The organism is Pseudomonas sp. FYR_7 (assembly GCF_043106155.1).
Classification (GTDB): Bacteria; Pseudomonadota; Gammaproteobacteria; order Pseudomonadales; family Pseudomonadaceae; genus Aquipseudomonas; species Aquipseudomonas parafulva_B.
In genome coordinates this window covers 52,117-76,633 of the sequence record NZ_JBICMI010000010.1, presented here as the reverse complement: position 1 = coordinate 76,633, position 24,517 = coordinate 52,117, and the positions used below count along the sequence as shown (strand labels likewise).

General features: G+C 57.4%; 22 protein-coding genes and 3 pseudogenes. 17 read left to right on the top strand and 8 right to left on the bottom strand.

Features of this window, described 5'->3' with window-relative positions; translation table 11 throughout:
- The first annotated feature begins 15 nt into the window (after positions 1–15).
- From ACF8R3_RS01165 to ACF8R3_RS01115, 11 genes and pseudogenes are all read left to right on the top strand, one after another.
- Positions 16–318, top strand: coding sequence for a hypothetical protein (locus ACF8R3_RS01165; RefSeq protein ID WP_392514669.1), 303 nt, complete (start codon positions 16–18; stop codon positions 316–318).
- Complete coding sequence (locus ACF8R3_RS01160; RefSeq protein WP_392514667.1) at positions 315–914, top strand: hypothetical protein; 600 nt, start codon at positions 315–317, stop codon at positions 912–914. Before ACF8R3_RS01165 ends, ACF8R3_RS01160 begins: the two co-directional genes overlap by 4 nt.
- 3 nt (positions 915–917) lie before the next feature.
- Positions 918–1,862: a hypothetical protein gene (locus tag ACF8R3_RS01155; protein ID WP_392514665.1), complete on the top strand. Its 945-nt coding sequence runs from the start codon at positions 918–920 to the stop codon at positions 1,860–1,862.
- Between the two features lie 71 nt (positions 1,863–1,933).
- The gene (locus tag ACF8R3_RS01150; RefSeq protein WP_392514663.1) at positions 1,934–2,536 is read left to right on the top strand and encodes a tail assembly protein; all 603 of its coding nucleotides are present in this window, start codon (positions 1,934–1,936) and stop codon (positions 2,534–2,536) included.
- Positions 2,533–2,994, top strand: a complete 462-nt coding sequence (locus tag ACF8R3_RS01145) for a hypothetical protein (RefSeq protein ID WP_392514661.1) — start codon at positions 2,533–2,535, stop codon at positions 2,992–2,994. Before ACF8R3_RS01150 ends, ACF8R3_RS01145 begins: the two co-directional genes overlap by 4 nt.
- 60 nt (positions 2,995–3,054) lie before the next feature.
- Positions 3,055–3,408 (top strand): hypothetical protein, encoded by a 354-nt coding sequence (locus ACF8R3_RS01140; RefSeq protein WP_392514659.1) that lies wholly within the window; start codon positions 3,055–3,057, stop codon positions 3,406–3,408.
- Between the two features lie 612 nt (positions 3,409–4,020).
- Complete coding sequence (locus ACF8R3_RS01135; protein WP_392514657.1) at positions 4,021–4,803, top strand: hypothetical protein; 783 nt, start codon at positions 4,021–4,023, stop codon at positions 4,801–4,803.
- A 217-nt stretch (positions 4,804–5,020) separates the two neighbouring features.
- Entirely contained in the window at positions 5,021–5,905 is an 885-nt protein-coding gene (locus tag ACF8R3_RS01130; RefSeq protein WP_392514655.1) for a hypothetical protein, read from the top strand.
- A gap of 951 nt (positions 5,906–6,856) precedes the next feature.
- Positions 6,857–7,072 carry a hypothetical protein gene (locus ACF8R3_RS01125; RefSeq protein WP_392514653.1) on the top strand — a complete coding sequence of 72 codons (216 nt, stop codon included), beginning with the start codon at positions 6,857–6,859 and terminating at the stop codon, positions 7,070–7,072.
- A 303-nt stretch (positions 7,073–7,375) separates the two neighbouring features.
- Positions 7,376–8,020, top strand: a pseudogene (locus ACF8R3_RS01120) (Abi family protein); the annotation flags it as partial.
- A 573-nt stretch (positions 8,021–8,593) separates the two neighbouring features.
- Positions 8,594–9,490: an FRG domain-containing protein gene (locus ACF8R3_RS01115; protein WP_196186751.1), complete on the top strand. Its 897-nt coding sequence runs from the start codon at positions 8,594–8,596 to the stop codon at positions 9,488–9,490.
- Here ACF8R3_RS01115 and ACF8R3_RS01110 read toward each other — a convergent pair.
- The gene (locus ACF8R3_RS01110) at positions 9,487–10,101 is read right to left on the bottom strand and encodes a recombinase family protein (RefSeq protein WP_196186752.1); all 615 of its coding nucleotides are present in this window, start codon (positions 10,099–10,101) and stop codon (positions 9,487–9,489) included. The genes ACF8R3_RS01115 and ACF8R3_RS01110 overlap by 4 nt on opposite strands.
- 150 nt (positions 10,102–10,251) lie before the next feature.
- On the opposite strand from ACF8R3_RS01110, the gene ACF8R3_RS01105 reads away from it, so the two are divergent.
- Positions 10,252–10,809, top strand: a complete 558-nt coding sequence (locus tag ACF8R3_RS01105) for a hypothetical protein (protein ID WP_392514651.1) — start codon at positions 10,252–10,254, stop codon at positions 10,807–10,809.
- Positions 10,810–10,955: 146 nt separating this feature from the next.
- On the opposite strand, the pseudogene tnpC reads toward ACF8R3_RS01105, so the two are convergent.
- The 4 genes and pseudogenes from tnpC to ACF8R3_RS01085 all read right to left on the bottom strand — a co-directional run bounded on the left by tnpC (position 10,956) and on the right by ACF8R3_RS01085 (position 15,287).
- Positions 10,956–12,509, bottom strand: a pseudogene (gene tnpC / locus ACF8R3_RS01100) (IS66 family transposase).
- Positions 12,510–12,527: 18 nt separating this feature from the next.
- Positions 12,528–12,887: an IS66 family insertion sequence element accessory protein TnpB gene (gene tnpB / locus ACF8R3_RS01095; protein WP_230384521.1), complete on the bottom strand. Its 360-nt coding sequence runs from the start codon at positions 12,885–12,887 to the stop codon at positions 12,528–12,530.
- Positions 12,888–13,041: 154 nt separating this feature from the next.
- A complete protein-coding gene (locus tag ACF8R3_RS01090) occupies positions 13,042–14,721 on the bottom strand; it encodes a DUF262 domain-containing protein (RefSeq protein WP_392514649.1) in 1,680 nt (559 codons plus the stop codon).
- 17 nt (positions 14,722–14,738) lie between these two features.
- Positions 14,739–15,287: a PD-(D/E)XK nuclease family protein gene (locus tag ACF8R3_RS01085; RefSeq protein ID WP_392514648.1), complete on the bottom strand. Its 549-nt coding sequence runs from the start codon at positions 15,285–15,287 to the stop codon at positions 14,739–14,741.
- A gap of 493 nt (positions 15,288–15,780) precedes the next feature.
- Between ACF8R3_RS01085 and ACF8R3_RS01080 the strand changes: the two genes are divergently transcribed.
- A complete protein-coding gene (locus tag ACF8R3_RS01080; RefSeq protein WP_197844698.1) occupies positions 15,781–16,302 on the top strand; it encodes an AAA family ATPase in 522 nt (173 codons plus the stop codon).
- A gap of 27 nt (positions 16,303–16,329) precedes the next feature.
- On the opposite strand, the gene ACF8R3_RS01075 is transcribed toward ACF8R3_RS01080, so the two are convergent.
- Positions 16,330–18,285 carry an ATP-binding protein gene (locus tag ACF8R3_RS01075; RefSeq protein ID WP_392514646.1) on the bottom strand — a complete coding sequence of 652 codons (1,956 nt, stop codon included), beginning with the start codon at positions 18,283–18,285 and terminating at the stop codon, positions 16,330–16,332.
- 211 nt (positions 18,286–18,496) lie between these two features.
- Between ACF8R3_RS01075 and ACF8R3_RS01070 the strand changes: the two genes are divergently transcribed.
- From ACF8R3_RS01070 to ACF8R3_RS01060, 3 genes and pseudogenes are all read left to right on the top strand, one after another.
- On the top strand, positions 18,497–20,272 hold the full coding sequence (locus ACF8R3_RS01070) for an EAL domain-containing protein (protein WP_392514644.1): 1,776 nt from the start codon (positions 18,497–18,499) through the stop codon (positions 20,270–20,272).
- Positions 20,245–21,135, top strand: a pseudogene (locus ACF8R3_RS01065) (PAS domain-containing protein); the annotation flags it as partial. The gene ACF8R3_RS01070 and the pseudogene ACF8R3_RS01065, both read left to right, overlap by 28 nt.
- A 48-nt stretch (positions 21,136–21,183) precedes the next feature.
- Positions 21,184–21,687, top strand: a complete 504-nt coding sequence (locus tag ACF8R3_RS01060) for a methyl-accepting chemotaxis protein (RefSeq protein ID WP_235166502.1) — start codon at positions 21,184–21,186, stop codon at positions 21,685–21,687.
- Positions 21,688–21,757: 70 nt separating this feature from the next.
- Here the strand turns inward: ACF8R3_RS01060 and ACF8R3_RS01055 are convergent, their stop codons facing one another.
- On the bottom strand, positions 21,758–22,579 hold the full coding sequence (locus ACF8R3_RS01055; protein WP_326383407.1) for an amino acid ABC transporter permease: 822 nt from the start codon (positions 22,577–22,579) through the stop codon (positions 21,758–21,760).
- On the bottom strand, positions 22,576–23,397 hold the full coding sequence (locus ACF8R3_RS01050) for an ABC transporter substrate-binding protein (RefSeq protein WP_100852257.1): 822 nt from the start codon (positions 23,395–23,397) through the stop codon (positions 22,576–22,578). The genes ACF8R3_RS01055 and ACF8R3_RS01050 overlap by 4 nt, the downstream gene beginning before the upstream one ends.
- Positions 23,398–23,515: 118 nt before the next feature.
- Between ACF8R3_RS01050 and ACF8R3_RS01045 the strand changes: the two genes are divergently transcribed.
- Positions 23,516–24,400: a homocysteine S-methyltransferase family protein gene (locus tag ACF8R3_RS01045; protein WP_178102749.1), complete on the top strand. Its 885-nt coding sequence runs from the start codon at positions 23,516–23,518 to the stop codon at positions 24,398–24,400.
- The last annotated feature ends 117 nt before the right edge of the window (positions 24,401–24,517 follow it).

The window sequence follows — 24,517 nt, the reverse complement described above, 5'->3', positions numbered from 1 at the left end:
GTGTGAGGTGTCGCCATGAGCCTCCTTTCCGACCTGCTCAATCACACGCCGCCGAACGTTGCTGGTGCTGGCAAATCACCCATGGCGAAACGCACCCCGGATCGTCCGCGCCTGGTGCTAGTCGAGCCTGCCCAATTGCCACCCAGCCCATACGCCAACGCCGCCAATGCCACGCCTGAATGGCGCCAGGCCCGCGACCGGTACATCAGCCATGTGATGACCTGCCGGGGCTGCTATGCGCCTGCTGGCCGCCATTGCCTGATCGGTGCCGAGTTGCGCGCCACCTACGACAACACGCCCATGGAGGCCCACCCATGACGCTCACACCGACCATGCGCCTGTGCGATATCGCCTTGAAGCCAGGTATCAGCGCCAGCACGCACCTCATCACCACCCGGCGCATCTGCCGCAACATCAGCCGCAACCTTGATGCGATCCACGCTGAGCGACGTGCCATGCGCCGCCAGGCGGGCAAGCTGAAAGCGTTTCTGCCGTTCACCCGACAGGCCATTGCCGATCTGGAGGAACAGGCACAGACGCACCGAACGGTTGAGCGCGCCAAGGCGCTGGTGGCGCTGGCCGGGTTCGGCCAATCGCTGCTGTTCGACCATGACGGGCTGGCCAAAGCCCTGGGGTTCGACCGCCTGTGCGACCTGCTGAGCGTGAATACGGTGGAGCGCGAGCGGGCTAGGCAGGAGGGCGTCACCAGCCTGGAAGGCCTGGTGTTCACCAATGCGCTGGAGGACAGCGCAGAGCGCCGGGCGCAGGAGTGGAATGACGCGCCGCTGTTCAACGCCTGTCACGCGGCTATGGCGGACTTCATCAGGGACTGCCCCGATGGCGTGTTGCCTGACCCATTCGCACCTGGGGCGCCGTTCGGGCCGAAGCTGCCACCGAAACTGAGGGTGGTATGAACCATGACCGCGCCAGCAATGAAACAGGCGGATTCAGCCGCCAAGACGAAACAGCGGGTTTCAGACGATCAGCGCCGGCAGGTGCTGGACCTGCGCCGCCGTCACTCGCTGCGTGAGGTGGCCGAGATCACCGGCCTGCCGCTGGGAACGGTGAAGACCCTGGTTTCACGCTCCGGGGCGTTCCGCGACAACGAGCAGCATCGCGCCATGTTCACACTGCCGCCGATCAGCGCCAGCACCGAGACCCTCCCGAGCGTGCCCGAGCTGCCGCCGCAGGAGGTGGTCACAGGCGACAAGGAGGTGGATGCGGTGCTGTGGCTGCGCTCGATCATCAACACCGGTCAGGCCGTTCTGATTGACCGGGCCATGGAGGGCGTCAAGAAGATCAAAACGTCGCTCGATGTGCTGGAGAAGCGCTACACGGCTCACCTGATAGCCACCAACCCCGGCAACCCATTCGCCGCCATGTCGTCGTTCGGCTTCGCTGACCTGGAGGCGCTGGCCACTCGGGCTATCGAGCGGCACCGGCTGAGGCTGGAGGGTAACGCTCGCTTCGGTGATGCCCTGCTGGCTGACACCGAGGCGGAAACGTTCTGCATCGATGCGCTGCGCGGACTGGAGGCTACCGGCCAACTCGGTGACTTCGACAAGAGCGAAGTGGCAGCTTGGTTCAACGCCCACCCTGAGCTGCTACCCCACACCCTGGCTGATTGCCTGTACGAACTGGACTACTGGGATCACCTGTACCGGCTGCGCACCGCCGTAGACCGAGACGCCAGCGATGGGCCGCCCGAAGCGACGGCACGTGACTGGTTTGTATTCGGCCTGCTGGCGCAAATCAGGCCACGCGATAAGGCCGAGGCGCTGGCGGTATTCCGCTACTTGATCGCCAGCCAGCGAGACGATATGGCGGAGTCAGAGGCGATTCTTTGCAACCTGATCGGGTGACCGGCCCGATCAACCACACCACCGGGCATTTGCCCACAACAAGCGCCAACGGCGCATCCAGGAGTTTACTCATGGCAGCTACAGCAGCTCATTACACCCCCCGGACGAAAGTGCGCCTTGGCGGCTTCCTTCGTAAAAAATACTTCAAGGAACAGAGTTTCCTGCTGGACCGGGGCGACGCCCGGGAGGCGGTAAAGGCAATTGACGTGAACTATCCGGGCTTCGCCCAAGACGTGGCCGATGCTGAAAGTCTAGGGTTGCGCTTCGCGGTCTTCAAAAATGGCAGAAATATCGGGGAGGAGGAGCTAGACCTGGGCGGCGCTCGGGAGCTGTGGTTCGTGCCTGTGGTCCATGGGAGCAAGCGTGCTGGCTCACTGCAGACAATCATTGGAGTGGTGCTAATTGTTGTCGCCTCGTTCATGACTGCTGGTGCTGCTGCGTCAGCCGTGATGGCAGCGGGTATTGCTAACACCGCTGGCGGCGTCATTCAAATGCTTAGCCCACAAGCGAACGGGTTATCTCAGAGCGGGGCGCCCGAGAATCTACCAAGTTACGCCTTCGGCAGCGCTAAGAATACGGTAGCCAGCGGCAATCCCGTCCCGATCTGCATCGGTGAGCGACGGTGGGGTGGGGCGATCATTTCGGCCTCGATTGTGGCGGAAGACAAGGCATGAACGTGCGTGAAAGGATCGGTCTCACGATCAAGGCTATTGCTCAAAAAGATTACGCTCAGGTCCGTCAGTTGATAGACAGCTGCCCCACTGAGCATATTGAAGTCGCAAACCTGGAGTTTCTCAATACGACAAGGATGCTGTGTCGTGTAGCCCAACAGTTCGAGTGCGACATGCGTGGATTGGCGCTAAATTTAGCCAGTACAGCTACACGTGATAGCGCCGTGGGAATCACCGATTGCCTCGACCAGGTCGCCGCAGCAAATCAGGCCTTCACCGAGTTTTGCGATGATTATGGAGTGCGCGTGGATGACCTTCTTGGGACAGTTGGCGGCCAACATCCTGCCGTGGCATATGTGATCGGCATATCTCCAGAACCAAAGGCGGATTTGGTGGGGCACTGGCGCCAAGCGTTCGCCATCGCGGCTAGTGGGGAGGTGCTGGGCGAACGACATCACTGATTGGGCTTTGCGTAGACGCATGGTAGCTTTCTAGTCATCTCTGTAATGGATGACTACCCCATGCGCGTTACCAGCTTCACTTTAATAGCCGCCTTTACCTTTTCGGTTGCCGGGTGTTACTCGCCCGGCGAGCTGATTCGAAAGGGCCCCACCTATGCTGCTCAGACCGCCAAGCCTCCCAAGCAATATGCGTTATGTGTTTTCCCGCAATGGCAGGAATCCAGGCCAGATGCGACCATGAGCGAGACTGAGAACGGCTACAGATTGCTGAGCGGTAACGACATGAACACCAATGAGATTTTGCAGATCAGCAAAACACCTGGTGGCAGCGACGTAAAGTTCTATCAGCGCTCATACCTCGATTTCGGGGCCGGCAGAGCAACAGCACTGGAATCGACAAAGAGCTGCCTGTGACTGTTCCCGCGCCACTAAATGCGACCTCACCGTTTTGTGGCGCGAGACAGACCAAAACGTCTCACTCGGACCATATCGCCTGTCTCGCTAACCTGGCCATGCATGGTGGTAACCAGTAATGGTGACCGCACCTGGTAACCAGCCTGGCCGTGGTTACTGGCCATCACCGGCACGCCCAGCGCCAGCGCCCAACCTTGACGATTGTTAGCAGGCTGGAAGGCTGGCCAGCCTCGGCCAGGCAATAACATTTGCCAACAGGGCAGGTGCTTGGAGGGCGGCGCTAGACCGTTCTCATATCAACATTTGTCAACGTCTGGCCGGGTCGCTGGCGCGGAATAGATCGGCCGGTATCCACCCTGGTATCCACGAGTTGGGTTGATCTTGCTGGATACCTGGCCCGTTTCGCGCAGTCCGTCACGCACGATCGTCACGCAATCGGAGTGCGCTATCCCGCTGCGGTACGCAGCCAGGTACGCGCTGCTGGTACGCATTTTGGCGCTGATGCTGGGCCAGTTCGCACCGGTGGTTCGCGCATATGGTTCGCAACCCTCATGGCGCGAACGAGGTGGCTACAATGGAGCCCAATCTTTCCCGCGCACGAGGAGCATGCGGATGTGGGTTTTTGAGCTGGTTGTGCCTGGCGTTTGGCTTGAAATGGAAGACCGCCAGTTGTCTTGGGAGGTGGAGGGCCTGCTTCGGCACCTCGAAGGGAGTTTTTTTGAAGCCAACACAGCTTTGAACCTGTTCCACCAAGCCCGAGTAATCGATTCCCAAGATCCCTCTCACAGTCACGATGACTGGGAGAGGGACAGGGCGCGACGTATTGAGATACAGAACGCGCTAATTCAGGCTAGGGGAGGCCTCAGTCATGATCACTACATGGAGATCCACTTTGAAGCTGAGGTGATACACAAGCGGGAGAAATGGTCTCAAGGCCGAGTACCCCGTGAGCTGCAACACAACGTCGTTTTTATCTATGCCAGAGCTTTTCTATATGCGATGGATGCATTCGACAAATTCCTCACGGTTCTCAGCAAAACCGCCGGCGTTCCACCAGAACTCACTCAACTAAGTAACAAGATGAATGAGCATTTCCCTCATTTGCGGGGGGTTAGGAATTCAGCTCAGCATCAAGAGGACCGAGCGAGAGGGCTTGGGGTGCGAGGGGCTAAAATAGACCTGAAGCCGATCGACAACACGATGGTAAAAGCCCCAGGCGGAGTGTTGATGCTGAATTGCTTGAATGGATCAAGATACGGCTCAACGATGGCTGACGGCCATTACGGCGAGGTTGACGTATCTCCTGAGTCGATGGCGTGCCTACAGTCCTTACTCCTTGAGGTTTTGAATTGCTTCAGCTGGAAGGGCCCCAAGCGGCATCTTCCTAGCGGCTGACAAGCCATTTATAACCGTGACTCAGACTTCTGGCTCGTCCATTCACCCGCGGCGCTGGCGCGAACCTAGGCGGCCTGCCTGTTGAGAAATGTTGAGGTTGCCAGTCGATGGTTTACACCATGGTTTCCATCAAAAGCACGTATTTTGGGACCGTGATGAAAAACCCATCGTCTAGGGTTAACTGAGGAATCACTACCCTAAGCACGGAGGTTACTTCATGAGTGAGTACTGCATTTACTTGGATGGGCTCAGTGATGATATGAGCAAAGAACATATTTTTCCGACATCACTGGGCGGTCTTGATTCGTTTTGTATTCAAGCTGATAGGGCGTTCAACAATAAAGTCGGTTCCAAGGTTGATGGAGCTATAGCAAACGACTTTATCATGCTTTTTAAAAGAGATAGGGCTGAGGCAAAGGGGTACTCAGGCACTCACCCTGAGCCTGTGGCTCGCCGCGCTACACTAGAAGACGGAACGCCTATTCAAGCGACATTTTCAAAAAATGGATTGCGTTTGTATGATCTAAAACAAAAGCGAGTTTTAGACAAACGTGAGTGGTCGCGGACAATTCAGGTGCGGGATTTGAGGCTTGATCTGGACGCAGATGTTCGCTTCGTGGCGAAGGTGGCTCTGTCGGCAGGTTACTACGCATATGGTGAATTGTTCAAAAATTGCGTCGAGCACAGCCAGGCAAGGATGATCGTGAACGCAGAGCGCCTCACCGACGTGTGCCCCAACGTCCGACTGTACACTCGCTTCCAAGATCCGGAATCGCTTCCAGACCCATCTGATTATCACCTATTTAGAACTGCAATAGAGCTAAGTGGTTGCTCCTGCGTTCTGATGCTACCAGGGAAAGATTGTTTCGGTGTAATTGTGGGTGTGCTCGGTGAATTCATGGGGATGATTAATATTCCGGCCAATACCGTGGGCTTCCCTAATGAGGGGGCGTATTCACTCGGCCACTGCATCTTCCTGCAGGAAGGTCAAGTAAAGCGAATATCCTTTCGTCATCTGTGCGATAAACTATCCGACGTGATGGAGAACATCATTGATAAAAAAGATGAGGGAGGTAACCGTACGGGAAATGAGGAGTCATGAGCGTCCTATGGGCGCTATTTACACTCTCGCGACAAGGACAAAAATTCAGTGGAAGACACGACATAGCACATACCCTGATCTAACAAGCGCTCAGCGGCCGTTGACATCCCTGGCAGAGGGATGAGGATTCTGGCGTTGAGGCTTGGTTACTTTTCTTTGGCCTTTATCGAACCGCTGAAGCATGTGAGACAGGCATGAGACGAAACCAGCATGGCCTGGGCGTTTAAGGCCGTACGCCAGGCCGTGCCTATGAAACTGGTTGCCGGCGCCGTCTCACACAGCTGACGGTGCCGGACGCTTCTTTGACCACGCTTTGACGGAGTACGGGCCAGGCAGATGGCAGTGGATCTTATGGCCGGGCGTCTGAGGTCTTCCAGGTACTGGAGGCCTTCAATGTAAGGGAGCGTACCCCTGACAGACCTAAGACGAATTCTGGACAGGCTCTGGACGGATCGGCGCGGGCACCAGCAGATGGAATGACGTGGAAGCAGCGATTTACCAGAGGCGCGGGAGGCTGACCACCATCGACCGGCGTGTACTCGTCCAGAATGGCCGGGGGATGGCGAAATTCTTGACAGGCCTTGACGGAATTCTTGACAGGGCCTTGACGGATACAGCCGCTGGCGCTTGAACAGGATCGGCTGTAAGCCTTGCTGTACAAGGGCTGGTGCTGTATCTGACAGGCCTATGGGAGCGGTGGCAGTCAAGAATTTCCGTGGGTGCTCGTCAAGAGAAATCAGGCGGCTCAGAACCTGACAAAACCTGGCATGCCGGGCCTTGGCCAAAGTGATCCACCCCTACGCAGCGGGCCATGGTCACCACCACTGCTGACGGATTGTGGATATCACCACGCCCTTCCGGCAAAGGTATCTCCGAGACGGACATGCCCTGGCATTTGCCAGTCGTTGCCGATCAACTATGGTTCCTCAACTACCTATTGGAGTGCCATGGATGAAAGAATTACGCACAGTCGCCGAGGTGCTCGAGCGTCTCAGTCACAATCAGGAAGCGCTGAGGGCCTCAGTGGAGGAACTGGCCAAGTGGGTTGGCGAGCGGGGATCGGATGCCGTGGTGGGAAACGTCAACAGCGCGTTGGTAACCATGGATGACAACATCGATGCCGTGCGACGGGGAATCGCAGAGCTGGTGGCGGCAAGTGTTCGATAGCCTTTCAAAAGCCTCGGCCTACCTCGATGGTAGAATCATGGATTGATTTTCGCTTACCAAGCGCGCGGATCAGCGGTGGTTGTCAATGGGTTCAGTATGCTTAAGGATAATGAAATTCGATTGGATTAACCCACTGTTAGACGGCCTGCATCCTTCAGTTCCGAGAATGGGGATTGACAAAATGTCAAAAGTCCCTTATATTTTGACTCAAGAATAACCCCCACGCCTCGGACGGGACCTAGCCCCGAACTGCGCACCAGGGGGTTAGTTTTTTCTAAATCATAGCCAGCAGGAAGCTCAGGCATGCCACATGCCCCTATGGCATTCGTCAAGCCTGCCAAAACCCCCGCCGCACTCCTTCGACATCTTCGCGCCAAAGGGCTCAGCACCCGCGGTCAACGCGACAAGGCGACGCGTGCCTTAGAGTTCATCGGCTATTTTCGTCTCCTGATCTATATGCGTCCGATGCAGGATACCGCGAAGCGGTTTCATCCTACCGCTCGCTTTGACGACGTCTTGGCTCTCTACGATTTTGATAGAAGGCTGAGGTTGGTATGCCTTGATGCAATCGACCGTATCGAGGTCGCATTCCGCGCTGCTATCACCAATACGTTAGCGAATGATAGAGCATGCGGGCCTCATTTCTACACTGACGCGATCCATTTCCATAGCATGGAAAAGCATCGAGAATTCCTCAAAAACGTCCTCGGTCTTCGGGTGAAAAATGCCCCGATCCAGCACTATTACGACACCTATAATACCCCAGCATTGCCGCCAATCTGGACAGTTCTAGAGGCTATGACCATCGGTCAATTGTCGCGACTGCTGGCGGGTCTGCACCTAGACCATCGCAAAAGCGTCGCTGCCTGCTTTGGCTACAACGAGGGTGTGATTTGCTCTTGGCTCAAGAGCATCACTCTTTTGCGCAATATCTGCGCACACCATAGTCGACTGTGGAACACGTCCGTAACCTCTGACACGCCGCAATATGCGAAGGCCATTAAAGCGGAATTCCCGGCGGAGGCTGACCGAGGCCGAGTGTTTGCCCGAGCGGTTGCTATGCAGGCTCTGCTACGAAAAATTGATCCCACCTCGGACTGGCAATGCAAATTCAAAGCGGTGATGGCGACCGTTCCCGTTGCGGCACTAGCGAAAGCAGGTTTGACCACCTCCGTTCTCGGCATTGTCCCGGGTTGGGAAGCTCATCCCTTCTGGAAATGAGGTCGCGTACCAAAGGCCTCAACAGGGGCCTTGTGTACTCGTTTTAAGCTTCCTACTACAGGGTACATTTCGATTTAGGTATATGTTTAGGTATACAGCTATGGCCAGGGCTCGTTATCAGTGCCGCTTTTATTGGTCTTTAGGTGCTTGATTCGACTCCTGTCTCCGGCACCAGTAAATTCAAGGGTTACAGACGTTTTCCTGTGATCAATATGTCGCTCGTGACAGCAGGGTGACAGCAAAAAGCCCCGCATACCTCATTGGATGCGGGGCTTTTTCGTTTAAACGGATATACCTCAAATGGCAAAGCACGATAGGTTCACTGAGCACTTCTATCAGACCGCTGAGGAGCTCTGGCAAGCGCTTTCACCCACACATGATTTCAAAAAGGGTCATGAGGACTTTGTGTACCGAGGGCAGGCTGATGCCAGGTGGGAATTGCTTCCAACCATCTTACGCCCGCGTAACGTGCCGCCGATTGTATCGTACACAGAGATGGTTGACGCCTCAGACATGGTTTTTTACGAGCTAGCGATTCTCCAACGATTCGCTAAGCACTGTGACGATGTGGGTATTCCCATCCCCAACGATTCCCAGACCTTTAGAAAGACCATCCTAGACACCCAAACCGCAGACCGTTTCTACAAAGATCCTTCACTATGGCCTAATCCTGAGATCTTAGATTTCATGGCCATGGCGCAGCATCACGGGGTGCCGACACGATTGCTTGATTGGACGACTAGATCATTCACTGCTGCCTATTTTGCGGCCAGCAGTGCCATCGCTCGTTTCAGTGAGTGGGGGGCAGACGATAGGCTGGTTATCTGGGCTATGGATCGTGTAGGGATCAATCTGCATAGCCGGATTGTGCTTCATCATGCTCCCGGAGCAGTCAGCAGGCACCTCGCCGCTCAAGGCGGGCTTTTCACGGTTCATCCTCACACATGCGTGGAGGGTGGAAGCTTCGTCATTGAGGGCCTGGAAACACTACTGGAGGACATTGATAGCACACCGTTCCTCAAGCTCACATTACCGGTGTATGAAGCAGCGCGCCTGCTTCATCTCTGCTCTCGCGCTGGATTCAATGCCGCCACTATCTATCCAACGGCAGACGGAGCGGGCCGTGCGGTTCTGGATGACATGAATACTGAAGGGGCGCGGACAAGATGGAACATCGATTCCATTAGAGTTCGCTAGGAAGTGATGTCTCGGATTCGCATGACGGTGGTGGTTGAGCAGTTTGCATGCCTAGCGATGGCGCGAATTCCTAAGCCGGCTGCCAACAGTTCCCTCACCCGGCTGTGTAGCTCTTCATTCATTGGTCTGCCTTGATACTTTCCGGCTGCCTTTGCCTTGTGTATGCCCTGAGCCTGTCGCTCACGCCTCTGTTCGTAGTCCTTCCTCGCAATCGCTGCCATCATTTCCACCAGCATCGAGTTGATGGCAGCCAGCATTCGGTCAGTAAACTCATCGCCCTTTGTGTCCCGCATCCCTTGGTGACTTGTAGGCAGATCAAGCGCCACGATGCGCAGGCCTTTGGCATCAATTGCAGCTTTAAGCTTGGCCCAGTCTCCGGAGGGTAGGCGAGATAGACGGTCGATAGATTCGACCAGTAGCACATCACCAGCGCGGGAGTCATTGAGCAGTCTAAGCAGCTCGGGTCTTTCCGAGGAAGCGCCGCTAGCGTTCTCCAGATACTCGCAGGCGATAACCTTCTCTTGGTCATGAGCGAACTTTTCCAGAGACGCTCGGGCACGGCTAGCATCTTGCTCGTCAGTGGATGCTCGGAGGTATGCGCGGATGAACATTGTGCTGTCCGTATCAGTTAGGGTATACCAAAAAGGAACACAGCGGCTGAAGATTTGCATCTCTAAAAAAAAGCTCTTAAATCTCTATTGGATTTCTACAGAGTTGATGTAGTCTTGAATGATCAAGCTATCATCCGAAGGATCTCACCCATGACCAATATTGCCGAAAAAGTCGATAGCCCCTCTTGCCTAGCAGTTTTCACTTGCCGGGGACTTCAGCGTATTCTGCGAGAAGGAGGCAGCCAAGCATGGCGCCTATCGACCAGCAATGCATCGAAGATACGCTACATCGTATGCGTTCAGAATCGTAACCTTGAGTGGGGGAATGCGTCCCACCCACACGGCACGGCATTTTTGGTAGGAAAGATTTCAGGAGTTGAATCTCTAAAGGAGGACTCCAAGGGCGACGTTAGAAAGATCGTAAAGATTAGTGAGTATGCCGAGATTGACGTGCCCGACTGCTGGGATGGTGGTAGGAATCCGATTGCATACATGAAGCTAAGTGATTTTGGCCTGAAACTCGATGAGTTGGATTTCAAGCCAGTCCCAGTTCTAACAGAGGCACATCGAATAGGTGACAACGCTCCGATTGCCGAAGATGAATTGCCCGAGGACCAAGTAGGGCTAACCATCGAGCAAGCTAAAAGGGGGCTTGCAATCAGCTTGGGAATCAGAGCTGAACAAATAGAAATTTTAATTCGAGCCTGATGACTTAGCTTAACTACTACCAGAGCGATAAAAAGCCACCGTGCGGTGGCTTTTTTATGCCAGCTATCAGCTCAGAAATATACCGCTGATTCAGTTCAATTGTAAGCGATCCATGAACCCCACCTACCGAGAATAGGAAGTCGCAGTTATCGTGGCATCTCCGGCGAGCAGTTCCACGGCAGTAGCGCTTCATAGTCTGCTACAGACTGCGCGTGGGGCAGTCGCTCCAGTACGTGGCGTAGCCACGTATAAGGCTCTTAGCCGTTGATCTTTGCAGTCTCGACCAAGCTGTAGATCTGGGCACTGGCCGTGGCGCCCTTGGGCGTGTCGCTGAACAGCCAGGCCTTGCGACCGATGACAAACGGCTTGAGCGAGCGCTCAGCCAGATTGTTGTCGATTGGTAGATAACCAGCCTCGACGTAACGCACCAACCGGCTCCAGTTATTCGCCAGATAATTCACGGCCTTGCCCAGCACGCTTTGCGGCGTCACTTGGGATTGGGCCTTGTCCAACCAACTTTTCAACTGGGTCAGGACTAGCAGGCTTTGCGCCTGTCGCGCTACATAACGCTGCTCGTCACTGGCGTCTTTCAGTTCGCACTCGATGCCATACAGCTTGTTGATCATTGCCAGTGCGACATCGGCCCGTCCGGTTTTGCCTTTAGGCTGCACTTTCTGAGCGTCGACGAATTTGCGCCGGGCATGCGCCATGCACGCCAACCGTTCGACGCCAGGCTGCAGCGCCAACGCGTTATAGCCGGCGTAATCGTCCGTCATGACATACCCGCGATAACTTTCCAGCAGGCGCAACGGCACTTCCTGCGCCCGACTGGAGCTGTAGTCGAACAGCACGATTTTTCGGTCAGGCGGTCCGCTGACTTGCACCCACATCCAGGATTGGCTGGTCGGGTCTCGATCCGGTTCTTTCAGGACCTGGACACGGGTTTCATCGCAATGGATGACCGGACTTTCCAGTAATCGCTCACGCATCAAATTCAGCAGCGGCTGGACATGTTCGCTGCATTGGATGATCCAGCGCGCCAGTGTCTGACGTGGAATGTCGATCCCGTGCCGGCTCAGGACACTTTCAAAACGGTGCAGCGGCAAGCCATCGACATACTTGGTGGTCAGCAACATCGCCAACACGCTCGGGCTGGCCATGCTCTTCTCGATCAGTTGAGCCGGTTTGTCTGCCGTGATCGGGGCAACTTCACATCCCCGGCAGCCGTAGACCTTACGGACATGTTTGAGCACGCGGATCTGCATCGGCACGATATCCAGCTGCTCGCTGATTTCCTCACCGATCTCATGCTTGCGGCAACCGCATGCACAGGTCAGTTCGTGTTCAGGCAGTTCGTGGATGACTTCGATACGCGGCAGATCAGCCGAGAGTGGCTTGCGTTTTCCCCGGCGTGGCGCTGGTGTGACGAGTTCTTCATCCGGCGTCTCCACCGTCAACAGAGGCTCGCTCTCTGCCTCGTTGAACATCGCCAGTTGCGGCGTGTTGGGGTCGATGGCCTGCTCGGACTTGCGGCCGAAAAGACGATCACGCAGCAACTTGATCTGTTCTTTCAGATCAACGATGTGGGTGGCGTAGGCTTCTTTGACTTCCTGCTCACGCGAGCGTGCTGCGTAAGCCTCAAGGAGCACTTGCTTGAGCAGGACAGGGTCATCGGGAAGGTCATCGGGCATGGAATTCATGCCGAGGATTATACCGATTCAGGCAACGAAACGAGGGGTCAAAACCTGATGCGGACGGTTGCGCCAGAGGTCGAAGCCGTCGAGTAGCCAGTTCAACTCCTGAACAGTCAGGACAATGGCTTCGTCAGTAATGTCGGGCGAGGTTTTGAAGCGTTCGGATTCCAGGCGCTTGAGCCAGAGACAGAAACCGTTGCGCTCCCAATAGAGGATCTTCACGCGATTGCGCGGTTTGTTGAGGAACACGAAAAGAACCGGGTCGAACACGGCCACCTTGATATCCAGTTCAACCAAGGCTGCGAGGCCATCGATGGATTTTCGAAAGTCGACGGGCTTGGGGTAGAGATAGACTTTTTCGACTTTGGCGTCGGGGCGCATCATCGTCGGCAGGCTCCAGAAAGAAATCGGGAGCACAGCATCGGGGATCAGGTAAGCGCTTTGAATGTGGGGTTCATGGAGCGCTTACTTTTTTTTGTATAGGCACCGGAGTGATTTCGGTGCTTTTTCACAAGCTAGGTGTAACGGAGCCTAGGGTTTACAAAATACCCTCGACAATCTCACCATCGCATAACCGGCAAAGTATTTTGCGAATCAGTTCGGCCCTGGTATGAATAAACCCATCGTAGTCGTTAGCTATCAGCTGGGCTACGGGGATCAAATGCGACTCAAGACGTCTAGCGATCTCTGGCTGTCCCAACGAACTTGCTTCCATTCTTTCTGCCACGTATGCTGATGGCATTTTAGCGGAAATATTTCGGTTCGTTTTCCAAGATATCAGGGCGCAGTTGAGCGCTCGATTGATTTCATGCTCTTTGACTCCAAGTTCTTTGAGCCAGGCATGAGGGAAAACGTGGTGGTATTCTCGTGTTTGAATACTCTCGAAAGAGGCTGGCGCCCCATCAGCAAAATCAAAGCCACCTGATTTCAGGCTAATTGCAAGTATCGCTCGGGCAAGCCTATCTTTGCGGTATGGCCAATTCGCAGATTTAAGCTCTTCAATGGTAGCGAGAGGATAGAGGTTGATGTCGAAGATTTCTGGATGTGCGTCTTCTCCTTTGATCATCTTAGCCAGCTCTCGGTAATCAGAAAAGGCTCTGCTGTTCGTCGTTCTGTCATAGCGATCCGTGAAGAAAGCTCTCCAGATATAGCGCCTCAGGACGGAGCGTGTTTCACCTTCTTTGTCCAGGCCTTCCTCCGCGATACCCCAAAGCGCTGCGAGAACATATATGACAACATCTGTTGGCAGGCGGCGTGAGTCGAGTAGCTTCTCGTCGGTGAGAAATGAGAGAGCCTTTTTTATACCATGCTTTATAGTTGGCCAATGACTATCAAACTCACTTGAAAAGTCGGGTAACAGGTAGGTTCCTTTCGACGGGAGACGCGATGATAGTAACGCCGCTACTGCAAGGACGATATCTTCTGGGCTGTTATATCGAAGAATGCTAGGAGCTTCCTGTTTGAGCTCTTCGATGTAGCCATGGAGCGATTTTCCAGAGGCTGCTTCTATCTGCGCGACCACGATGTCGAAAGGCGATAGCGGAGATGATGAAGTATTCATTTTTATAAATACATCAAGGGCGACTTCTGGTTGAGTTGTGGTCGGAAGAGAAAGGAATGGAATGTTGAATATGGCAAATTTGTTTCGAAGCCTATTGCCCGTTTCGATTAGGTCCAACAATACATCGGTGTCTCCTCTTGAAGCATCCTTGGCCCAGGACTTGAAATTGTTCTCTGCCTCACTGTCAGGTCGTAACAGCGCGGCTGGCACATATTTTCTAGACCACAATTCGACTGGTGAATTTGCCCATAAGGGGTATCGCTCATTGTTTTTGGTGTATCTTGTTATGGAGGTTGCGAAGTAGGGTAGCTCTAAGTCCTCTTCGGGCTCAATTTTGATTAGGTATGTTCTGTCCTCATAAGTGTCGTTAAGAGATCGCCAAAATGCGGTGAGGCGCTGCTGTCCATCCAGTAAGTGTTCTATGATTTTGTCGCCAGAGTGTGGCGCTGTCGCGATTGGGCGCGAAAGAAATGGTTCCTTCTCCCCTACATCTAGTGTCAGTACTGCACCTGCTGGAAGCTCTTTGAGTACCGTATTCAACAAGGACTCAATTTGGTAGTTGCTCCAGGCTTCATATCTTTGAAATCTGGGAAGAACTACTTGTCGAGTGCGGATCTTTGTAAGCCAATCGGGGAGAGTTCGATTTCGTGCTTCCACTCTAAATACTCCATGTACTAAGTGTGACTGAATTGGATGAGGCAGAATGAGGTGTGACGGGAGCTTAAGTGTGCTGCATCCGCCATGCGCCCGCAATCGTTAGCCTCTCTCGGCGGGCATGGGCTTACCCCCAAGGAAATGGATGATGATTGTTGGACAGTCGGAGCGGCATCGTTTCTGCCGGAGTCGGGGGAGTTGGAGTGGCTCAGGCGGGGCTGGGAAAATGGACGCATGGTGGTGGTAATCCTGTGGTGGATCACTACGTCGACACGGCCGTAGCCCGCAAAAAACTGCTCTTTATTTACTTTGGCGTCGCTGATGCTGCCTTCGTAGTCGAAGCCCATTGTCGCCAGGAACAGTTCGAGAAAGCGTTCACCCTGACCGTGGCGGCCCTTGGGGTTCAAGAGTTCTGCAATCATCGCAGAATGGGTATTGACCTCGGCCCGCTCGATTCGGGTGATGGAGAAGATATTGAAAAGCTCACCGCTTGCTGCGAGCTTGGCTTCTGTCTCCCTCACCAGGCTGCCTGCCTGATTCAACAACAATTGCGCTTTGTCCATGCTCATTATTTGTCCAGAATCAGATTCAGCATTGTCCCGTGGTTCGGGTTCGAGTTAGATATCAACGGCGTGCTGTAGCGATCAGAAATTCGCACACCAACCATCACGTTGGATCGTACTCGGGGCCGATGATAGAGGCCGCGAGCTACGTATTCATTGATCCAGACGGTCACCGATTCGCGCTTTCCTAGATCAGATGTAATCGGCTTGCCTGCTCTACAGCTAACAGGGCGCGATGCCAGGCCTCTTTCGACGTGATACGCGCTCTCTCGTAACGTCCGCCCCAGCAGGCATCACCGTACTAATCACCTGAAAGTCCAATCTCGCCCCAACACCACCTCACAAAACGCCCCCTCAAGCGTCGTATTGTGATGCACCACAATCTGCTCAGCGCTCAGCGCTCAGCGCCCAGCGGGCTGCGCGCAATTGGCACGCAGCTTGGAGACTTCTTTACAACCCCGGCCTCCTGTACAAAATGGCGGGTTGAAAAGGAGTCCCCATGAAACGCGTCATGATCGTTGGTCAACCGGGCGCCGGCAAGAGTACGCTGGCTCGCCACCTGGGCGAGCGAACCGGCTTGCCGGTCGTGCATATCGATACCATTCACTGGCTACCCGGCTGGGTCGAGCGCAGCCGGGACGAAAAGACCCGCCTGTGCCATGAAGTGGAGGCGCGCGAACGGTGGATCTTCGAGGGCGGGCATTCGGCGACCTGGGACAACCGTCTTGCCAGGGCCGAAATGCTTATCTGGATTGACCGTTCCCTGACGGTCCGATTGTGGCGTGTGCTGGTCAGAACCCTGACCCAGTTGGGCCGCACACGCCCGGACCTGCCAGATGACTGCCCCGAGTCGCTGCGCAATTTGCCTGGCTTCATCCGGTTCATCTGGTCCACGCGGCATTCTTCACAGGACAAGATCAAGCACCTGACGGCGACGGCGCCTGCGGGGTGCCGGGTCGTGCACCTGCGCTCCAACCGGCAGACGCGTCAGTTTCTGGCGTCGATCGATTCGCAGCCCTGAGGTATGTGACGCTTGTCGGCCATGGCGTTAGCGGCGTTTGGCCTGGTCCAGCAGCAGGGGTGCATCCTGGTCACCGAACATCCCTTCGACGCACGCCTTGAACTGGCCGAGCGTGAAGGGCTTGGGCAGCAAGCGCGAATGTGGTTGCTGCTCGGTAAGGCTGGCCGGCGCCTCGATCAACCCTGAAATGAACAGCACCCGCACTGCCGGCACAAGCGCCCGCACCCCTTGGGCGATGTTGTCTCCCGTCAGGCCGCCGGGCAGGACCAGGTCGGTCACCACAAGCTGCAGGTCTTGGCACTGTTCGATCAGGTGCAGCGCGTCGGCAGGATGGGTGACTTCGATCACCTCGAAACCGAGCTCCTGCAACGCTTCGCCGACCAGCTCCCGGATCGCGCCCTCGTCCTCGATCACCAGTGCACTGCCGCGGTTGTCAATACGGGCTGCCAGGGTGGCGTGCGTGATCGGTGTGACGCTGGACGGGGCCGGCTCAAGGTGGACGGGCAACAGCAGACTGACCGTGGTGCCGCTGCCCATGACCGATTCGATCACTGCCGTGCCGCCCGCCTGGCGAGCGAAGTCCTTGACCATCGAAAGCCCCAGACCCGTGCCCGACCCCAGCGGCTTGGTGGTGAAGAACGGTTCGAAGGCCCGCTCGGCAATGCTGGCCGGCATCCCCAGGCCTGTATCGGTGACGCTTACCTGAATGTATTCACCAGCGCGTAGCCCAAGCTGCTCCAACTCAGCCGGGCTGCGGGTGACCTTGCTGATCCGCACCTGCAAACGGCCCCCTTGGGGCATGGCGTCACGTGCGTTGATGCACAAGTTGAGCAGCGCATTTTCCAGTTGGTGGGCGTCGCAGTAGCACAAGGCTGGCGAAGGCAATGGGGTGAATTGAAACTCGATCTTGGGTGTAAGGGTTCTGGCCAGCAGCTCTTTCATGTCGTCCACCAGCAGCACCACATCGACCGTGGTGCTGGCCAGTGGTTGCTGCCTGGCGAAGGTCAGCAGGCGGTGGGTGAGGGTGCTGGCCTTGCGAGTGGCAGCTCTGGCCAACGCCAGGTAACGGCCCAGTTCGTCATGCCGGCCTTGCGCCAGGCGTTGCTCGATCATGTCCTGCGTGCCGGTGATCACGGTCAGCAGGTTGTTGAAGTCATGGGCCAGGCCGCCGGTGAGCTGCCCGAGCGCTTCCATCTTCTGGCTTTGCTGCAATTGCTGGCTGACTTGCTCGAACGCCTGCTGCCGCTCGCGGTACTGGGTGACATCACGTGCCACGGCGAAGTAACGGCCCTCGAACCCGGCAATGCGCCAGTTGAGCAGCAAGGGTTGGCCATCGCTGCGCACGCTCTGGGTGTCGAGCTCGACGATGGGCTTGTGGTTGAGCTCGCGCAACGCGTTCGCCAATTGTGCGGGGGAGATGAAACTGTAGAACGTCCCAGTCTTGAGCTGTTCTTCAGTGAAGCCCGTTTCTACCTGCCACGCCGGGTTCACCGACAACACCTGGCCGTTTTCGGACAACGTGCAGATCAGGTCGGGGGACACGTTCCACAGGCTGTCGCGCTCCCCCGTTCGGTGTTGCACTTGTTGCTCGAGCGTTTCGTTGAGCTGCTCCACGGCGCTCAGGTTACGCCTGAGCGAAGCACACACCACCGCCATGGCGAAGGTCACCACGCCAAAACTCAGGCTGTTGGCCCACGTGGCCCAGTCAGCATCGAAACCCAGCGGCCCGATGAAAAAATACTGGGCGATCAGCACGGCCATGATGCACCCCAGCAGGGACGGACCTGCGCCGAACCAGAACCCGATCAGCATCAGGCCAGGAATGAAAAACAGGTAGGGGAGCGCGGCAGGCGACATCTGCGCGCGCGCCAGGGAGCACGCAGCGATGATCAACGCGGCGCCCACGTAGCGGCTGGCCGTGCTCGGTTCGGCACGTCGCAGGCGTTGCAGGATGGCGGTAATCCTTTCTTTGAACCAGGCCAAGGCTGACTCCGTAACAGGCTGAGCATCATCTACGCGATCTGCCGTGCCAAGCGCGGCTGACAGCCTTTTAGGCTAGCTGACCGCAGGCGTCCAATAGATTTTTTGGCCGACCGCCGGTGGGAGTGCTCAATTGTCGAGAGAAACCGATCACAGCTAAGCTGGCAATGTGCCTTCTGGGCTAGAATTTGCTGTTACCGCGACCGGAGCTTTCATGGACAACTTGACGACCCTTCGAGACGAGCGCTTGCGCCTGGTTGAAGTGGACCGCCTTACATCGGACCTGGCAAATGGAGAGGATCCGGTGCTCAATGGCGTCGTCAACATGCTCTGTGCGCATTTCGACGTCCCTACCGCGCTGGTCAGCATCGTCGACCGCGATTACCAGGTATTCAAGGCCAAGATCGGCATGGCCGACGATCGCACGCCGCGCGAAATGTCCATCTGCGCCCATGGCCTGCGCCAGGAAACGGTGCTCGAGATCTGCGACACGCTGCAGGACCCGCGCACGGTGGATAACCCCCTCGTGCAATCGGCCCCCCATATTCGCTACTACGCTGGCGCACCGCTGATCGTTCGGCCAGGCGTCAGCCTGGGTGGGCTGTGCATCATCGACCATGCCACGCGCCAAGCCTTGTCGGAGCGCGACCGTAATCTGCTGACCAACGCCGCCAAAGTGGTGGTGGCCCGCCTGCAGTCGATCCACCGGCAGAACTTCTACGATCCGATGACCGGGTTGCCCAATCGGCGGCGCTTCGAGACGGACTTCAAGGAAGGTGCCGTGACGGCCGGCCAGGTGGCTGTTTTCATCGAGCCGGTGTCGGCTGCGGGTATGGACCGACTGTTCAAGGCGCTGGGCATCGAGTTCTTCACCGATTTCATGCTGGCAGTCAAAGAAGTGCTGCTCACAGCACTTCCGCCCGGCTGCCGCCTTTATCGGGCCAGTACCCTGGGCTTCATGACGGTCATTGATGCATGCGATACCAGTTTTCTTGCCGGTTGGCTTCAGACGCTGGTGGCTTCGCTCGGTGGGCCACTGCGCAGCGGTCACGTACCGGTCACGCCGGATGTCGGCATCAGCGTCCTGACGCTGGGCGTGGACGCCAGCGCCTCGCCAGACATCCTGCGCCTGATGGCCAGCATGACCGACACCGCTCGCAAGAGCGATCAGCGCTGGTTGGCGTACGACCCGGTGGTGGACGCCAACCTGCGGCGCAACACCGCCATACTCAATGCCCTGGAAGCCGCACTGCTGGCACCCGACCAGTTGAGCCTGGCCTACCAGCCCAGGATCGACCTTGGCAGCAACCGCTGCGTGGCGGTCGAGGCGCTCTTGCGCTGGACGCACCCGCAACTGGGCGTGATCAGCCCGGCCGAGTTTATTCCGCTGGCGGAAACCACCGCTTCCATCCGCGGCATAACTCGCTGGGTGGTGGAACAGGTGTGCCGTCAAATTGCCCAGTGGCAGGCCAGCGACCTGATGTTGCAGGTCTCGTTGAACATCTCGGCCCTCGATCTGGGTGATGGTCAGCTGTACGAAGATGTCACGCGAGCGCTGGCCCGACACCAGGTGCACCCGAGCCTGGTGGAGCTCGAGTTCACCGAAAGCGCCCTGGTAGCCGACTTCGATGCCGTGCAGGAGCAGCTCCAGCGCTTCCGCGCCCTGGGCATTTCGATCGGCATCGACGATTTTGGCAGCGGCTACAGCAACTGGATCTACCTGCGCAAAATCCCCGCCACCAGCGTGAAGCTCGACCGTTCCCTGCTGGCCGAACTGCAGCCTGGCGGCAATGACTGGCACATCGTGCGTGGGCTGGTCAGCCTGCTGCGCGACCTGCGCTTGACGGTGGTGGCCGAGGGTGTGGAGACGGACCTGCACCATCATGTGCTACGGGGGTGGGGCTGTGATCAAGGGCAAGGCTATTATTACGCAAGGCCCCTCCCGGCAGATGACCTGGCAGCATGGGTGCGTCAGCCGCGGCAAGCCTGACGTTAGGTGAAGCAGCACTCGGTGTGCGCTGCCTGTCAGCGCCTGTTCAATCCCAACAGTTGTCATCCGCAATGACGAGGATCGCCATGTTCAACAAAGCGCTTAGGGATGAGGTCGAGGCACTCAAACGGGAGCTGCATGGGCTCAGGGCTGCGCAACAGAGCAGGTCCAGCGAGATGCTTGAAATCACCGTGGACCGCGACCTGCTGATCACGGCCGTCAACCCGCGGTTTTCCAGCTTCGTGGGGATCGACGCTTCGAAGCTTGTCGGCACATCGATGGGCGCGCTCACGCCTGACTATGTGAAGGACTTGCCTTGCTACAAGGATTTCCAGACCGCGATGAGCCAGGGCACTGGGGTGAGCGACGACTACCGCTACATCGCGGCCGATGGGCGTCTGGTGTGGATGCGCGCGGCGTGGTGCCCGGTCAAGGCCCCCAGCGGCGAGGTGACCCACATGACGGCCTACGGCACCGAGGTTACCGCCGCCATCGACAAGGCCCGTGAAAACGACGAGCTGATCAAGGCGCTTTCCCGGTCCACGGCGGTGATCGAGTTCGCACTGGACGGCACCATACTCACCGCCAACCAGAACTTCCTGAATACGGTGAGCTACACGCTCCCGGAAATCGTCGGCAAGCATCACAGTATTTTCTGCGATCCGGCCTACACCCGGTCGCCGGATTATCAGCGACTGTGGGCCAGCCTCAACGACGGCCGCTTCGTCGCCGAGCGCTTTTTGCGGTTTGACAAGGGCGGCCGCGAGCTGTGGCTCGAAGCTTCCTACAATCCGGTGCGCGACACCCGCGGGCGGCTGTACAAGGTCGTGAAGTTCGCGGTGGATATCACCGCTCAGGTCGAAAGCGAGAAACAGGTCAGCTCGGCAGCGGACGTTGCCTATGAGATCTCCATGAAGACCGACAGCTCCGCCCAGCGTGGCGCGGAGGCGGTCAGGGACACGGTGGAGACCATGAACCGCATCGTCGAGCAGGTCTCGAACGTGTCCACGGGTGTCGAGGCGCTGGGGCATCAGTCGCACCTGATCACGTCCATCGTGTCGACCATCGGCGGCATCGCCCAGCAGACCAACTTGTTGGCGCTGAACGCGGCCATCGAAGCCGCGCGTGCCGGTGATCAAGGCCGGGGCTTTGCCGTGGTGGCGGACGAGGTTCGCAAGTTGGCCGGGCGAACCAGTGCCGCCACCCAGGAAATCGTCGAGGTGGTGCAGAAGAACAACGCCTTGGTGGAGGAGGCGGTACACAGCATGGGCGAGAGCAGGAAACAGGCCGAACTGGGCCTGAGCCTGGCCCAGCAGGCGGGTACCGTGATCACGGAAATCCAGTCAGGTGCGCAGGAAGTGGTCACCGCCGTGGGCCAGTTCTCTTCGAAACTGGTGGCGGAGGCGGGGCGTTAGTCCGATCCGGCAGCACGGCTGCCGATGAACGCAACGCCTGCCCCTGGCCAGGGGCAGGCGCTAGGCACCGTCAGCGCTGATAGGCCTTGCCGTAATGCCGCTCAAGGCGCGCCTGTACCAGCTCCAGCGCGATCGACAACACCCAGTAGATCACGGCAGCGGTGGTCAGCATTTCCAGGTAGCGGTAGCTCGACCGTCCGTAGGACTGGGCCAGGAACATGATTTCCCACACCCCCATCACCGAGATCAGCGACGAATCCTTGAGCATGGAGATGAACTGGTTGGCGGTTGGCGGGATGATCACCCGCATGGCCTGCGGCAGTACGATGTGGCAGAAAATCTGCGGCGGGCGCATGCCCAGCGCCAGCGCCGCTTCGCGTTGGCCTCGGGCAACACCCAGGATGCCCGCGCGGAAGATTTCACTGAGGTAAGCGCCGTAGTTCAGCGACAGGGCGATGATACCGGCGCTGATCGCGCCGGGCACCAGGCCTATCTGGGGCAAGCCCAGGTAGATGAGCAGAATCTGGATCAGCAGTGGTGTACCGCGGAAAAACGACGTGTAGAAACTGGCAACACCCACCAGCACCGCGCTGCCGGACAAGCGTGCCAGCGCGGCGGCAAAGCCCAATGCCACCGACACCACCATCGAGCATATGCACAAGAACAGCGTCAGCGCTGCGCCCTGCAGAAAACCGTTGGGCCCCAGTTTGAAACCGGCCAGGTTGGGAAACTTCTCCAGGATGATCGAGAACTTGAGGTCGAAGCTCAGGAAGAACCCGACGAACAGGGCGAACATCACCAGCCAGGTGAGCATCAACCGTGTGCGAAAGCCCAGCAGGCGTGTGCCCGTGGTACAGGCCACGGGCTTGGGGGACGGCGGAAACGTGCTCATTTGCTGATATCGGCGCCGATCCACTTCTGCGACAGCTTGCTCAGGGTGCCGTCTGCCTTGAGCTCGGCGAACACCTGGCGAACCTTCGCATCCCACTCTGGGTCGCCCTTCTCGATGGCGACCGAGTTGGGTTCTTCATACAACGGCGCACCGGCGAGCTTGAAACGCTTGTCCTGGTCCAGGCGCGGCTTGGCCGTGACCAGGTTGGTCAGGATTGCATCCAGGCGCACGCCCGCGCCCAGCCCTAGGTCCTGGAACGCCACATTGTCGGTGTCATACGGGGCGATCTGCACGAAGTCGAAGGGGTAGTCGAGGGTTCGGCCCTCGTCACCCTCGATGACCAGATTCTTGTTCAGGTAGCTTTCGTAGCTCGACGCGCTGGTCAGGCCGACCTTGCGCCCGTCCAGATCTTTTGCACCGTGGATGCGGTCATCCTTGGCATTGACCACGATGACCGCCGGGGAGGCGTAGTACTCCACAGGGAAGTCGAACACCTGGGCGCGGGCCTTGCTGGGGGTCATCGAGCAAATGCAGATGTCGTAGCGCCCACTCCAGCGACCGGCGGCGATCACATCCCAGGAAGGCGTCTCCAGGCGCAATTTCACACCCAGCTTGTCCGCCACTGCCTTGGCCACATCCACGTCGAAGCCGTCGAGCTGGTTCTGGTCATTGAGAAAAGAGAACGGGGGATAGCTCTCCATCAGCACATTGACCAGTTCCTTGCGTGATTCGACCCGCTCCAGCGTGGCGCCGGCAAAGGCCTGGGTGGCGGTCGCAAGCAGCGCAAGGCTTGCACCGAGCAATGTGGAAAAACGCATGTTCATACCTGAAATGTTGGCCAAATGAGTATTAGGGTATTAAATAGTTATATATCTAACCCACATAATGAATTTTATTCATAAGCACCTTCAGAGTAGTTATATGACAGAGCGAGCGATGGTGATTCTCGACGGTGGCATGGGCCGCGAACTGCAGCGCAGCGGTGCGCCGTTCCGCCAGCCAGAATGGTCTGCACTGGCGTTGACCGAGGCGCCGGAAGCGGTGGTGGGGGTGCATGCGGCGTTCATTGCCGCAGGTGCTCAGGTCATTACCAGCAACAGCTATGCGGTCGTCCCCTTCCACATTGGTGAAGCGCGCTTTGCCGAAGAAGGCCGGCAGTTGGCCAATGTTGCCGGTCAATTGGCCCGCCACGCAGCCGATACCGGCCCGCACCCGGTGAGGGTGGCCGGTTCGCTGCCGCCGTTGTTCGGGTCCTATCGTCCCGACCTGTTCCAGCCTGAGCGCGTCGAGGAAGTCCTGCGGCCGCTGCTTGAGGGCCTGGCGCCACACGTTGACCTGTGGCTTGCCGAAACCCAGAGCGCGATCGCTGAAGTCCGCGCCATACGTGCCCACCTGCCCGAGGACGGTCGCCCGTTCTGGGTGTCCTTCACCTTGCAGGATGAAGACGTCGATACGGTGCCGCGCCTGCGCTCCGGTGAGCCGGTGGCCGATGCCGTGCAGGCGGTGATCGAACTGGGCGCAGCAGCGGTGCTGTTCAACTGCAGCCAGCCGGAAGTGATCGGCGCGGCCATCGATGTCGCCCGTTCGGTCATCGATCAGCAAGGTGGCGAAGTCGCCATCGGTGCCTATGCCAACGCCTTCCCACCCCAGCCCAAGGAAGCCACCGCCAACGACGGGCTGGACGAACTGCGCGAAGACCTGGACCCACCGGGCTACCTGGCCTGGGCAAAAGACTGGCGCGCACGCGGCGCCAGCATGGTGGGTGGCTGCTGCGGCATTGGCCCTGAGCACATTGCCGAGCTCAAACAGCGCCTCGGCTGACGGGTTCAAGGGCATCTGAAAAGCAAGCGAAGCGTTTAAGTTTGGGAAATGCTGGAACTGACGGTAAGGTTTCAGCATCTTCCATTCATCATGCGCCACGGGCAGTCGTGTTCTGAC